Below are 13,071 nucleotides of genomic sequence, written 5' to 3' on the forward strand. Positions count from 1 at the left end.
TCGGCGGGGCCACGGGCGCGCGCCGTCAGTACGCGGGCAGGGTGCGCGGGCCCAGGTCGTCGCGGGCGGGCGGCGGGGCGAGGCGGACGGCCGCACTGAGTACGGAAAGCCCTTCCTGGGCGACGACCACCGGCTCCAGTGAGACGGTGACCACTTCGGGGTGGTCGTCGACGAGCCGCGAGACGCGCATCAGGAGCTCTTCGAGGGCGGGGGTGTCCACCGGGGCCGAGCCGCGCCAGCCGAACAGCAGGGGCGCAGTCCGGATCGACCGGACGAGGGTGCCCGCGTCCCGGTCGGTGACCGGAATCAGTCGGTGAGCGGTGTCGCCGAGCAGCTCGGAGGCCGCTCCGGCGAGCCCGAAGGACAGCACGGCACCGGCGACGGGGTCGTGGCCCGCGCGCACGACGGTGTCCACACCGCGGGCCACCATGGCCTGGACGACGGGGCGCAGCTCGGCGGGCCTGCCGAGGGTGTGGGTCAGTTCCCGGTAGGCGCGCCGCAGTTGTTCCTCGTCGGCGAGGTCGAGGCGGACGCCGCCGAGGTCGGGGCGGTGGCGCAGGTGGGGCGCGGTGGTCTTGAGGGCGACGGGGTAGCCCGCCTCGCACGCGGCCCGGACGGCGGTGTCGGCGTCGGGGGCGGGCAGGGCCCTGCGGACACCGATGCCGTACCGCGCGAGCAGGTCGTGGGCGTCGTCGGCGTCGAGGGTGACGCCGCGGGCGTCGTCGGCCTTGGCCAGGAGGCGCTCGATCAGTTCGCCCGCGCCCTGTTCGTCGATGTCGTCGTACTCGGGCACCTTGCCGGGCTCGGCGATGTCCCGCCGCCACTGGGCGTACTTGACGGCCTCGGCGAGGGCACGGACGGCGCGTTCGGCCGCGGGGTAGGCGGGGATGCGGTGGTGGGGCGGGGGGTCGGCCTGGGGGGTGGGGGTCGGCGGGTCGGCCGGGGGCGGAGGCGTGCCGGGGCCGGCTTGCGGGCACGGGGGGTCGGCCGGGCGGGGAGGGTGGGAGGGGCGGGCCGGGGGCGTCGGTCCGCCCTGGTCCGCGGGGGCCGCTGGGTGGGCGAGGTCCGCGGGGTGAGCCTTGTCCACGGGGTGGCCCGATCCCGCCGGGCGAGCCGTGCCCACGGGGTGAGCCGGGTCCCCCTGGTCCCCCTGGTCCGCGATCGCCGCCGCGCGCGGACCCGTGCTCGCCGCGGCGGACAGGGCCTTGGCCAGGCCGCCCAGCTCCACGTGGACGACCGTGACCGGCTTCGTGGGGCAGCTCGCGGCGGCGGCGCGCAGGGCCGCCGCCAGGGACTTGTCCTCGCCCTGGCGGGTGGACTCGCCGAGGGACGGGATGACGGTGACGACGACCGCGTCACAGCCCTCGTCGGCCAGCGCTGCGGCGAGCGCGGTGCGGAAGTCGTCCGGGGACGCGGCGGTCGTCAGGTCGAGGGGCGGCAGCGGCCGCAGGCCTTCGGCGACGCAGGCGTCGTACGTGAGCAGGCCGAGCGACTCGGAGTTGCCGAGGATGGCGACGCGGGGTCCGGCGGGCAGCGGCTGCCCGGAGAGGAGCAGTCCGGCGTCGACGAGTTCGGTGACGGTGTCCACGCGGATCACCCCGGCCTGCCGCAGCAGCGCCGACACGGTGGCGTGCGGGAGGCGGGTGGCGGCGCCCGCGTGGCCGGTCGGCGCGATGCCGCTGTGCCGGGCGCCCTGGACGACGACGAGGGGCTTCACGGCGGCGGTGCGGCGGGCGAGGCGGGTGAACTTCCGGGGGTTGCCGATCGATTCGAGGTACATCAGGGCGACGTCGGTGTCCGGGTCGTCGTACCAGTACTGGAGTACGTCGTTGCCGGAGACGTCCGCGCGGTTGCCGGTGCTGACGCACGTGGACAGGCCCCACAGGCCCGAGCCGCGGCGGTGCAGCCGGGACAGGAGGGCGATGCCGATGGCGCCCGACTGGGTGAACAGGCCGAGGCGTCCGGCGGGCGGGAGGTCGGGCGCCAGGGAGGCGTTGAGGCGGGTCTCCGGAGAGGTGTTGATGACTCCGAAGGCGTTCGGACCGATGATGCGCATCCCGTAGGAGCGTGCTTGGCGGACGAGTTCACGCTGCCGTTCGCGTCCTTCGGGGCCGCTCTCGGCGTATCCGGCGGAGATGACGACGAGCCCCTGGACGCCGTGTTCGCCGCAGTCGGCGACGGCCTCGGGGACGCGTTCGGCGGGGACGGCGACGACGGCCAGGTCGACGGGTTCGGCGATGTCCCGCACGGAGCGGTGGGCGGGTACCCCGTCGATGTCGGTGGCCCCTTCGGGGAGGGCGCTGTTCACGGCGTACAGACGGCCGGTGAAACCCGCGCCCAGGACGTTGCGCAGAACGCCCCGGCCGACGCCGTCCGGGGAGCGGCCCGCTCCGATGACGGCGACGGAGCCGGGCGCGAGCAGGCGCTGCACGGAGCGCGCCTCGGCGCGCTGTTCGCGGGCCCGCTGGACGGCGAGGGAGCGATCGGTGGGCTCCAGGTCGAGTTCCAGGCGTACGACGCCGTCCTCGAAGCTGCGCTGCTGCTGATAGCCGGCGTCCGTGAAGACCTTGACCATCTTGGTGTTGGCGGGCAGGACCTCGGCGGCGAAGCGGCGGATGCCGCGCTCGCGGGCGACGGCCGCGATGTGTTCGAGCAGCGCGGAGGCTACGCCACGACCCTGGTGGGCGTCCTGCACGAGGAAGGCGACCTCGGCCTCGTCGGCGGGCGCGGAGGCGGGGCGGCCCTGGGCGTCGATGCGGTCGAAGCGGACGGTCGCGATGAACTCGCCGCCCACGGTGGCCGCGAGGCCCACGCGGTCCACGTGGTCGTGGTGGGTGAAGCGGTGCACGTCCTTGGCGGACAGCCGGGGGTACGGCGCGAAGAAGCGGTAGTACTTCGACTCGTCGGAGACCTGCTCGAAGAAGCTGACCAGGCGGTCGGCGTCTTTGGCGGTGATGGGCCTGATCCGGGCGGTGCCCCCGTCCCGCAACACCACGTCGGCCTCCCAGTGGGAGGGGTAGGGGTGCCGGTCCGGCGGGGTCTGCATGGGGCCAGGGTACGGGTCGCGCGGTCGCCCGGGCCGGGGCAGTGTAGGAGTGGTCGAAGGGCGACCGGGTAAGGGACGTACGTCCGTGGCGGGTGGTGACGGACGTCGGCAAGAGCATTCAGGTCGGCATGAGATAATGGTCTAGACAAGTGTGAGACACCTGGAAGGGCAGCAACACATGGCTGAGCGCCGCGTCAACGTCGGCTGGGCCGAGGGCCTCCATGCCCGGCCCGCCTCCATCTTCGTCCGCGCGGCCACGGCCGCCGGCGTCCCCGTCACGATCGCCAAGGCCGGCGGCAACCCGGTCAACGCCGCCTCCATGCTCGGGGTGCTCGGTCTGGGCGCGCAGGGCGGCGAGGAGATCGTGCTCGCTTCGGACGCCGAGGGCGCGGATGCCGCTCTCGACCGCCTGGCGAAGCTGGTCGCCGAGGGGCTCGAGGAGCTTCCCGAGACCGTCTAGTACGCCTGGCGCTCTGTGCGCAGAGAACGCCGCCCGGCACTACGCGAGGGGTCCGTCCTGAATCCAGGGCGGACCTTTTGCGTATCCGGCACATCTCATGACGTATATGAGGTCGCACGCCGACGCTTATTCGGTCGCGCACCGCACGCGCATTTCGACGCATATCTGAAGTCGAAAAGTCGAAATGCAGGCAGCGAAAAATGCCACCGCGAACACGTCTCTCTTTGTATACGGCGCCGCCGTTAATTCCGGACGCTCACCGTGTTGACGGCATGTTGCGAATCCCTCACACGCCCGGCGCGGGGGCCGGTCCGCGGCCTGTGTGCCGCGGCGGACCGTTCGGCGTGCAGCACGGTCAGCGTACGGGCCCGCTCCGCGTCGCCGCGGGCCACGGCGTCGACCACGGCGGCGCGCTCGGACCAGGTCTGCGCGGGGGCGGCCTGGGGCTCCGTGACGCACATCCAGGCGATCTTGTGGCGGAGCTGGGTGAGCAGGGTGATCAGGCCGGGGCTGGAGGAGGCCTGCGTGAGCGTCTCGTGGAACCAGCCGTCGAGCGAGCGGAGGTCCTCGGTGCCGCCGCGCCGGGAGCGCTCCTTGCCGAGCCGGACGAGCCCGCGCAGGACCTTCAGATGGGCGTCGGTGCGGCGCTGGGCGGCGCGGGCGGCCGCCAGGGGCTCCAGGAGCGCGCGGATCTCCAGGAGGTCGGCGGCGTCCTGCTCGGTGGGCTCGGCGACGCAGGCGCCCGCGTGCCTGCGGGTGACGACGAAGCCCTCGGCCTCCAACGTGCGCAGGGCCTCGCGCACGGGGACGCGGGAGACGCCGTAGCGGCGGGCGAGCAGTTCCTCGGTGAGGCGCGTGCCGCGTTCGTAGACACCGGAGACGATGTCGTCCCGGATGGCCGTGCATACCGAGTGCGCGGGAATGCGCATGACGGACCTCCGCTTTAATGCCCGCGAAACGCGTCGGTCGGCGCGTCGGCCGACGCGTCGAATGGCGCTCGTTCAACGACTCCATGGACCCTGCCGCCATGAACTCTATTGCAGAAGTCCGGGTTTTCCGACGGGAGGCCGGAATCCATGGATATCTTTTGGCCAAAGGGGCGTGCATACGCGTGAAAGCCCCGGCTCGGGTGAGCCGGGGCTTTCACGCGTCCGGGAGGGTCCCGACATCGGGATCCAGACGTTGACGCCGGGATGAGGTCGGGATGCGGACGTCGGCGTCGGGAATCAGACGCTGACGCCGTGCGAGCGGAGGTACGCCACGGGGTCGATGTCGGAGCCGTAGTCCGCGCCGGTGCGGGCCTCGAAGTGCAGGTGCGGGCCGCTGGAGTTGCCGGTCGAGCCGGAGAGGCCGATCTGCTGACCCGGGGTGACCGTCTGGCCGACCGTGACGCTGAGGGACGACATGTGGCCGTACTGCGTGTACGTGCCGTCGTTGTGGCGGATCACGACGTTGTTGCCGTAGGCGCCGCCCCAGCCGGCCTCGACGACGGTGCCCGCGGCGACCGCCTGGACCTGGGTGCCGGACGCGGCGTGGAAGTCGACGCCGGTGTGGCTGCCGGAGGACCACATGGCGCCGCCGGTCTTGTAGCCGGTGGAGACGTAGCTGCCGTCGATCGGCGAGACGTAGGAGCCAAGGCGCTTGCGCTCGGCCTCGCGGGCGGCGCGCTCCTTGGCCTCGCGCTCCTTCTGGGCCTTCGCCTTCGCGGCGGCCTCGGCCTTCCGCTTGGCCTCGGCGGCCTTGCGCTTGGCCTCCGCGGCCTGGGCCCGGGCCTCGGCCTCGGCCTTCTTCTGGGCCTCGGCCTCGGCGGCGGCGTGCTTCTGCGCGGCGGCCTGGGCGTCGATCTCGCCGGCCAGGGAGTCGCCGACGGAGATGGACTGGGTGAGGCCGGTGTGCGCGTACTCCGCGGAGCTGCCTTCGGCGGCGAGGGCCGGCGCGGCCAGGCCCGAGATGACTCCGGTGGTGGTGAGCGCGGCGACGCCCGCGGCGCTGGCGGTCGTGCGCGAGATGCGGCTCGGACGGCGGTGCTTGCCGGTCGGGCGGGTGAACGCCATGAAGCGGCTGATCCTTTCCTTCCTTCTCGCCTACCGGGTTAGCTGACGGGTTCGGAGCAGGAAGGTCTCCTACGGGCTCCTCGCCTCGCGGCAAGGGGTCCGATTCACCCCAGGGGACGTGTGGGTCCCCGGCTCCCCTGGCTCGCGCCGTACGGGGACTCGGCGATGGCTGTCCGGTGCCGCGGACGCGGCGTACTGCCTGACGGACAGCCGGACCGACGCTAAACGCCTCATCTTTCAATCGACAAACGAATCAGGCCTTTTGTAGCGCACGCCACAGGCCAGACGAGCAACCTCCATGTCAATTCGGACATATGGCGGCATGCAGGGACCCCAGCGGCTTCCTGAGCCACTGGGGTCCTTGTCCTCGCGAGGCGTTGATACCGCTATGTCCAGCTTTACGTCAGCGGCGGCCTCGGTCCGTCCCGTCCGGCAATCAGCCGGTGACCACCGTCACTTCACCGATGCCGAGCGCCTTGACGGGCTCCTCGATCTGCGCGGCGTCGCCCACGAGGACCGTCACCAGACGGTCGTCGGGGAAGGCGCTCACGACAGCCGCGGTGGCCTCCACGGTGCCCGTCTGCGCCAACTGGCGGTACAGGTGCGCCTGGAAGTCGTCCGGCAGGTGCTGCTCGACCTGGTCGGCGAGGGTGGCGGCGACGGCCGCCGCCGTCTCGTACTTCAACGGGGCGACGCCGACCAGGTTCTGCACGGCGACATCGCGCTCGGGGTCCGTCAGGCCCTCCGCGGCGAGCGTGCGCAGGACCTTCCAGAGGTCGTCCAGAGCCGGGCCCGTGTTGGGGGTGTCCACGGAGCCGCTGATGGCGAGCATCGCGGCGCCCGTCCCGTCCGGGGCGGAGCGAAGGACCTGGGCGAAGGCGCGCACTCCGTAGGTGTAGCCCTTCTCCTCGCGCAGGACGCGATCCAGGCGCGAGGTGAGGGTGCCGCCCAGGCAGTACGTGCCGAGGACCTGCGCGGACCACACGCGGTCGTGCCGGTCCGGGCCGACGCGGCCGATGAGCAGCTGCGTCTGGACGGCGCCGGGGCGGTCCACGATAACGACGCGGCCGCGGTCGTCGGCGGTCACCGGGGGCACCGGGCGCGGCTCGGCCGCCCCACCGGTCCAGGCGCCGAGGGTGTCGGCGAGGACGGCGTCCAGGTCGATGCCGGTGAGGTCGCCGACCACGACGGCGGTGGCCGTGGCGGGGCGGACATGCCTTTCGTAGAAGGCGCGTACGGCCGCCGAGTCGATGGCGGAGACCGTCTCCTCCGTGCCCTGGCGCGGGCGCGACATGCGCGAGGACGCCGGGAACAGCTCCTTGGAGAGCTCCTTGGCGGCGCGGCGCGCCGGGTTGGCGGCCTCGTGCGGGATCTCGTCCAGGCGGTTGCGGACCAGGCGCTCGACCTCGCTGTCGGCGAACGCGGGCGCGCGCAGGGCATCGGCGAGCAGGCCGAGGGCCTTGGGCAGGCGGGAGACGGGCACTTCCAGGGAGACCCGGACGCCGGGGTGGTCCGCGTGCGCGTCGAGCGTGGCGCCGCAGCGGTCGAGCTCGGCGGCGAACTCCTCCGCGGAGTGCTTGTCGGTGCCCTCGGAGAAGGCCCTCGCCATGATCGTGGCGACGCCGTCCAAGCCCTTGGGCTCGGCGTCCAGGGGGGCGTCGAGGTGGATCTCCACCGCGACGAGCTGCTGGCCGGGGCGGTCGCAGCGCAGCACCGTGAGGCCGTTGCCGAGCGCGCCGCGCTCGGGGGCCGGGAAGGCCCAGGGCTTGGCGGTGCCCGCCTGGGGCTGCGGGTGGAACTGCATCGTTGCGGCCTCGGTCACTTCGCCGCCTCCTCGTCTTCCTCGTCGGTGCCGGCGGCGTCTTCCGCGTCCACGGGGCCGGTGGGTTCGTACACCAGCACCGCGCGGTTGTCGGGGCGCAGGCGGGCCTTGGCGACCTCCTGGACCTCCTCGGCGGTGATGTCGAGGACACGCTGGACGGCGGTGAGGGCGAGCTGGGGGTCGCCGAACAGGACCGCGTACCGGCACAGTTCGTCCGCGCGGCCCGCGACCGTGCCGAGCCGGTCCAGCCATTCGCGCTCCAACTGGGCCTGGGCGCGCTCCATCTCCTCCGGGGTGGGGCCCTCCGCGGCGAACCGGGCCAGCTCCTCGTCGACGGCGGCCTCGATGACGGGGACTTCCACGTCGCCGGACGTCTTCACGTCGAGCCAGCCGAGGGAGGGCGCGCCGGCGAGACGCAGCAGGCCGAACCCGGCGGTGACGGCGGTGCGGTCACGGCGCACGAGGCGGTTGTAGAGGCGCGAGGACTCGCCGCTGCCGAGGACCGTGAGCGCCAGGTCGGCCGCGTCGCTCGCGCGCGTGCCGTCCTCCGGGAGGCGGTAGGCGGCCATGAGGGCGCGCGCGGGGACCTCCTCCTCGACGACCTCGCGCAGCTCCTTGCCGATGCGCTCGGGCAGCGAGCCGTCGCGCGGGGGCTGCTTGCCGTCGTGCGAGGGGATGGAGCCGAAGTACTTCTCGACCCAGGCGAGCGTCTGCTCGGGGTCGATGTCCCCGACGACCGAGAGGACCGCGTTGTTGGGCGCGTAGTACGTACGGAAGAACTCGCGCGCGTCTTCGAGGGTGGCCGCGTCCAGGTCTGCCATGGAGCCGATGGGCGTGTGGTGGTACGGGTGGCCCTCGGGGTAGGACAGGGCGGTCAGCTTCTCGAAGGCCGTGCCGTACGGAACGTTGTCGTAGCGCTGGCGGCGTTCGTTCTTGACGACGTCCCGCTGGTTCTCCATCGACTCCTCGTCGAGCGCCGACAGGAGCGAGCCCATGCGGTCGGCCTCCAGCCAGAGGGCGAGCTCCAGCTGGTGGGTCGGCATCGTCTCGAAGTAGTTGGTGCGCTCGAAGCTGGTGGTGCCGTTCAGCGAGCCGCCGGCGCCCTGCACCAGCTCGAAGTGACCGTTGCCGTGCACCTGCTTCGAACCCTGGAACATCAGGTGCTCGAAGAGGTGCGCCAGGCCCGTACGGCCCTTGACCTCGTGGCGGGAGCCGACGTCGTACCAGAGGCAGACCGCGGCGACCGGGGTCAGGTGGTCCTCGGAGAGCACCACGCGCAGGCCGTTGGCCAGCCGGTGCTCGGTCGCTGTCAGGCCGCCGGAGCCGGCCTCGGCTGTGGCCGTGTGACCCATGGGCATGTACGTCCCTTCGATCGCGAAATCCTCGATAAGTGCTGTCAAGTCCTGCCACTGTAAGCAAGGCCTCGGACCCCTGGCGAAGTTCCCGCTCCGCCCTCGGCGTAGTCGGGTTTCGCCCTCGGCGTGATCCGCAGCGGGTGCGGGCGCCGTCCGGCCGGGCGGGTGAGCGGCGGTGGCGGTGCGGGGGGTGGGGCGCGCGGCCGGTGCGGGTGCGCCGTGGGGTCGGTGTGGGTGCGCCGTACGGTCGGTGTGGGTGCGCCGTACGGTCGGTGTCGCGGGGTCGGTACGGGTGCGGCGCGCGGTTGACGCGCGGTCGGGGCCCGCCCGCCACCGGGTCGTGGTCGGCGTTGTCAGTGGGACAGTCCACAATGGTCGGCGTCAGATCCCGCACTTGTTGGTGAAGGAGCCGCAGCAGCGATGGCCCGCCGCAGCACGAAGACCCCGCCGCCCGACGACTCGTTCGAGGAGAAGATCCTCGACATCGACGTCGTCGACGAGATGCAGGGCTCCTTCCTCGAGTACGCCTACTCCGTCATCTACTCCCGCGCCCTGCCCGACGCCCGGGACGGCCTGAAGCCGGTGCACCGCCGCATCGTCTACCAGATGAACGAGATGGGCCTGCGCCCCGAGCGCGGCTATGTGAAGTGCGCCCGCGTCGTCGGCGAGGTCATGGGCAAGCTGCACCCCCACGGCGACGCGTCGATCTACGACGCCCTTGTGCGCATGGCGCAGCCCTTCTCCATGCGCCTCCCGCTGGTCGACGGCCACGGCAACTTCGGCTCCCTGGGCAACGACGACCCGCCCGCGGCGATGCGGTACACCGAATGCCGCATGGCCGACGCGACGTCCTTGATGACGGAGTCCATCGACGAGAACACAGTCGACTTCGAGCCGAACTACGACGGCCAGGAGCAGGAGCCGGTCGCGCTCCCCGCGGCGTATCCGAACCTCCTGGTGAACGGTTCCTCCGGCATCGCCGTCGGCATGGCGACGAACATGCCGCCGCACAACCTGGGCGAGGTCATCGCCGCCGCCCGACACCTGATCAAGCACCCGGGCGCGGACCTCGACACGCTGATGCGGTTCATCCCGGGCCCCGACCTGCCCACGGGCGGCCGTATCGTCGGCCTGTCGGGCATCAAGGACGCGTACGAATCGGGGCGCGGCACCTTCAAGATGCGCGCCACGGTCTCCGTGGAGTCCGTGACCGCGCGCCGCAAGGGCCTGGTCGTCACGGAACTGCCCTTCTCCGTGGGCCCCGAGAAGGTCATCTCCAAGATCAAGGACCTGGTCGGCTCGAAGAAGCTGCAGGGCATCGCCGACGTCAAGGACCTCACCGACCGCCAGCACGGCCTGCGCCTGGTCATCGAGATCAAGAACGGCTTCGTCCCGGAGGCCGTCCTGGAGCAGCTGTACAAACTGACGCCGATGGAGGAGTCCTTCGGCATCAACAACGTCGCCCTGGTGGACGGCCAGCCGCTCACGCTCGGCCTCAAGGAGCTCCTCGAGGTCTATCTCGACCACCGCTTCAACGTCGTGCGGCGCCGCAGCGAGTTCCGCCGCGGCAAGAAGCAGGCCCGGCTGCACCTGGTGGAGGGGCTGCTCGTCGCCCTCCTGGACATCGACGAGGTCATCCGCCTCATCCGCTCCAGTGAGAACTCCTCGCAGGCCAAGGAGCGCCTGATGGAGCGCTTCTCGCTGAGCGAGGTCCAGACGCAGTACATCCTGGACACGCCGCTGCGCCGCCTCACCAAGTACGACCGCATCGAGCTGGAGTCCGAGCGGGACAAGCTGAAGGCGGAGATCGAGGAGCTGACGCGGATCCTGGAGTCCGACGCGGAGCTGCGCAAGCTGGTCTCCGCCGAACTGGCCGCCGTGGCCAAGAAGTTCGGCACGGACCGGCGCACGGTGCTCCTGGAGTCGGCGGGCGCGCCCGCGGCCGCGGTGCCGCTGCAGGTGGCGGACGACCCGTGCCGGGTGCTCCTGTCGTCGACGGGCCTGCTCGCGCGCACGGCCAACGGCGAGCCCTTCGGGGAGAGCGACGGCAAGCGCGTCAAGCACGACGTGATCGTCTCCGCGGTGCCCGCGACGGCGCGCGGCGAAGTGGGCGCGGTGACGTCCGAGGGGCGCCTGCTGCGGCTCTCCGTGGTGGACCTGCCGCAGCTTCCGGACACGGCTTCGGCACCCAACCTCTCCGGAGGGGTGCCGGTCGCGGAGCTGCTCTCCCTGGAGGGGGACGAGAAGCTGATCTGCCTGATGACGCTGGACGAGTCCTCGCCCGGCCTGGCGCTCGGTACCGAACAGGGCGTCGTCAAGCGCGTGGTGCCCGACTATCCGGCCAACAAGGACGAGCTGGAGGTCATCACCCTCAAGGACGGCGACCGCATCGTCGGCGCGGCCGAGCTGCGCACGGGCGAGGAGGACCTGGTCTTCATCACGGACGACGCGCAGTTGCTGCGCTATCCGGCGGGGCAGGTCCGCCCGCAGGGCCGTCCGGCGGGTGGCATGGCGGGCATCAAGCTGGCGGACGGCGCGAAGGTCCTGTCCTTCACGGCGGTCGACCCGGCGGCGGACGCCGTGGTGTTCACGGTCGCGGGCTCGCGGGGCACGCTCGACGACTCGGTGCACACGACGGCCAAGGTCACGCCTTTCGACCAGTATCCGCGCAAGGGCCGGGCGACGGGCGGCGTGCGCTGCCAGCGGCTTTTGAAGGGCGAGGACTGCCTGAGCTTCGCCTGGGCGGGTCCGACGCCGCCACGCGCGGCCCAGCGCAACGGCCTTCCGGCGGAGCTGCCGGAGGTCGACCCGCGCCGGGACGGCTCGGGGGTGTCGCTGGCGAAGTCGGTGGCGGCGGTGGCGGGGCCGGCGTAGTCAGTCGTCGGAGCCGGGCTCGTCCGAAGCGAGTTCGTCCGGACCGGGCTCGTCCGGACCGGACGCGGAGGCCGCGTGCGAGTCCGGCCCCGGGACCGGCTCCACCTCCGGCTCCTGTACGTAGCGCAGGACGCCCCACATGCCGAACTCATCGGTGTGCGGGGCGTCCTCGTCGTTCTCCCGGCACAGCGTCAGCTCCCCGTCCAGGGCCGCGACGTCTATGCCGGAGCCGATGAGGACGAGCTGGGTGAGCCGCTTCTCGCCGGGTTCCCACGGCTCGGGGTAGAAGCGCAGGAAGCGCCCCACGGAGTGCACGGCGTAGCGGTTGCGGGCGTCGGCGGCGCCGAAGTCGACGTACCCCTTGATGCGGTACAGCCCCTCGGGCCTGCTGTCGAGGAAGGCCATCAGACGGCGCGGATTGAGGGGCGCTTCGGAGGTGAAGGCGAGGCTCTCGTAGCCGGCGTGCAGGTGGTGGTGGGCGGGGTCGTCGCACCCGCAGGGAGCGTGGCCGTCGGCGTCGGGCCGGTCGGAGTCGAGCCCCTCCGCGTCGGGCCGGTCGGCCTGTTCAGCGTGGTCGTGCAGGTCGTCGAAGGACAACTGCCCGACGCGTTCCCCCACGGGCTTGCGGTCGAGCAGGAGCGCCACGTCGACGCGTCCGTACGAGGCGGAGACCACGGCCGCGCGGTCGGTGAGGCGGTGCACCTCGGCGAGGACGCGCTCCCGCTCTGCGTCACTCACCCGGTCGGCCTTGTTGACCACGACGAGGTCGGCGATGCCCAGGTGCCGGTCGACCTCCGGGTGCCGCTGCCTGGTGGCGTCGAACTCGGCGGCGTCGACGACCTCCACGAGGCCGCCGTACACGATGTTCGGGTTCTCGCTGGCCAGCACCATCCGCATCAGCTCCTGCGGCTCGGCGAGCCCGCTGGCCTCGATGACGATGACGTCGATACGGGCGGCCGGGCCGGTGAGCCGCTCCAGGTACTCGTCCAGTTCGCTGGCGTCCACGGCGCAGCACAGGCAGCCGTTGCCGAGCGAGACAGTGGAGTCGCCGAGCGCTCCGGCGACGGCCATCGCGTCGATCTCGATGGACCCGAAATCGTTGACGATCGCGCCGATCCGGCTGCCTCCGCTGCGGTGCAGCAGATGGTTCAGGAGTGTCGTCTTTCCGGAGCCCAAAAAGCCAGTGAGGACGACAACCGGAATCTGCTGTTCACGCACGTGCGGCCCCTCGCGTCAACTCTCATCAAGATGGATCAAGTCGCTCAAGACGTGTACACATCGCGGGCGACGAAGCTGTACGACGATTGAAGACCGCTCCAGGATATGTGCGCGTAGACGCGCCGGTTGGTGAACGATTGTTAGCGGCGCTCGCGGGGCACACACTGGGCACGGCGCAGGGAAATGTGGGCACCCTTTCCTTCCGTGCGCCTCCTCTCCGCCTCCCGGCCGATCAGAGCCGC

General features: G+C 71.9%; 8 protein-coding genes and 1 riboswitch. Of the genes, 2 read left to right on the forward strand and 6 right to left on the reverse strand.

Annotated elements, in window-relative coordinates:
• Nucleotides 1-25: 25 nt before the first annotated feature.
• Nucleotides 26-3,046, reverse strand: a complete 3,021-nt coding sequence (locus ACZ6BG_RS35960; protein ID WP_469009650.1) for a bifunctional acetate--CoA ligase family protein/GNAT family N-acetyltransferase — start codon at nt 3,044-3,046, stop codon at nt 26-28.
• 178 nt (nt 3,047-3,224) lie between these two features.
• Here ACZ6BG_RS35960 and ACZ6BG_RS35965 point away from each other — a divergent pair, with 178 nt between their 5' ends.
• Nucleotides 3,225-3,506, forward strand: coding sequence for an HPr family phosphocarrier protein (locus tag ACZ6BG_RS35965; RefSeq protein WP_030357341.1), 282 nt, complete (start codon nt 3,225-3,227; stop codon nt 3,504-3,506).
• A 242-nt stretch (nt 3,507-3,748) separates the two neighbouring features.
• Here ACZ6BG_RS35965 and ACZ6BG_RS35970 read toward each other — a convergent pair whose 3' ends face one another.
• The 4 genes from ACZ6BG_RS35970 to ACZ6BG_RS35985 form a co-directional block, all read right to left on the reverse strand.
• Nucleotides 3,749-4,435: a GntR family transcriptional regulator gene (locus tag ACZ6BG_RS35970; RefSeq protein ID WP_469009651.1), complete on the reverse strand. Its 687-nt coding sequence runs from the start codon at nt 4,433-4,435 to the stop codon at nt 3,749-3,751.
• Between the two features lie 297 nt (nt 4,436-4,732).
• Entirely contained in the window at nt 4,733-5,560 is an 828-nt protein-coding gene (locus tag ACZ6BG_RS35975; protein ID WP_469009653.1) for a M23 family metallopeptidase, read from the reverse strand.
• A 13-nt stretch (nt 5,561-5,573) separates the two neighbouring features.
• Nucleotides 5,574-5,735: riboswitch (cyclic di-AMP (ydaO/yuaA leader) on the reverse strand.
• Nucleotides 5,736-5,996: 261 nt separating this feature from the next.
• Nucleotides 5,997-7,382 (reverse strand): M16 family metallopeptidase, encoded by a 1,386-nt coding sequence (locus ACZ6BG_RS35980; RefSeq protein ID WP_469009655.1) that lies wholly within the window; start codon nt 7,380-7,382, stop codon nt 5,997-5,999.
• Nucleotides 7,379-8,740 (reverse strand): M16 family metallopeptidase, encoded by a 1,362-nt coding sequence (locus ACZ6BG_RS35985; protein WP_469009951.1) that lies wholly within the window; start codon nt 8,738-8,740, stop codon nt 7,379-7,381. Before ACZ6BG_RS35985 ends, ACZ6BG_RS35980 begins: the two co-directional genes overlap by 4 nt.
• Nucleotides 8,741-9,157: 417 nt before the next feature.
• On the opposite strand from ACZ6BG_RS35985, the gene ACZ6BG_RS35990 reads away from it, so the two are divergent.
• Complete coding sequence (locus tag ACZ6BG_RS35990; protein ID WP_469009660.1) at nt 9,158-11,611, forward strand: DNA gyrase/topoisomerase IV subunit A; 2,454 nt, start codon at nt 9,158-9,160, stop codon at nt 11,609-11,611.
• On the opposite strand, the gene ACZ6BG_RS35995 is transcribed toward ACZ6BG_RS35990, so the two are convergent.
• Nucleotides 11,612-12,829 carry a CobW family GTP-binding protein gene (locus ACZ6BG_RS35995; RefSeq protein ID WP_469009664.1) on the reverse strand — a complete coding sequence of 406 codons (1,218 nt, stop codon included), beginning with the start codon at nt 12,827-12,829 and terminating at the stop codon, nt 11,612-11,614. It lies immediately after the preceding gene.
• Nucleotides 12,830-13,071: the final 242 nt, after the last annotated feature.

The sequence above is a fragment of the Streptomyces sp. NPDC041205 genome (assembly GCF_055591765.1).

Coding starts and splice junctions, on each gene's coding strand:
- ACZ6BG_RS35960 (WP_469009650.1), bottom strand. CDS start 3,046: ATGCAGACCCCGCCGGACCGGCACCCCTACCCCTCCCACTGGGAGGCC.
- ACZ6BG_RS35985 (WP_469009951.1), bottom strand. CDS start 8,740: ATGCCCATGGGTCACACGGCCACAGCCGAGGCCGGCTCCGGCGGCCTG.
- ACZ6BG_RS35965 (WP_030357341.1), top strand. CDS start 3,225: ATGGCTGAGCGCCGCGTCAACGTCGGCTGGGCCGAGGGCCTCCATGCC.
- ACZ6BG_RS35970 (WP_469009651.1), bottom strand. CDS start 4,435: ATGCGCATTCCCGCGCACTCGGTATGCACGGCCATCCGGGACGACATC.
- ACZ6BG_RS35975 (WP_469009653.1), bottom strand. CDS start 5,560: ATGGCGTTCACCCGCCCGACCGGCAAGCACCGCCGTCCGAGCCGCATC.
- ACZ6BG_RS35990 (WP_469009660.1), top strand. CDS start 9,158: ATGGCCCGCCGCAGCACGAAGACCCCGCCGCCCGACGACTCGTTCGAG.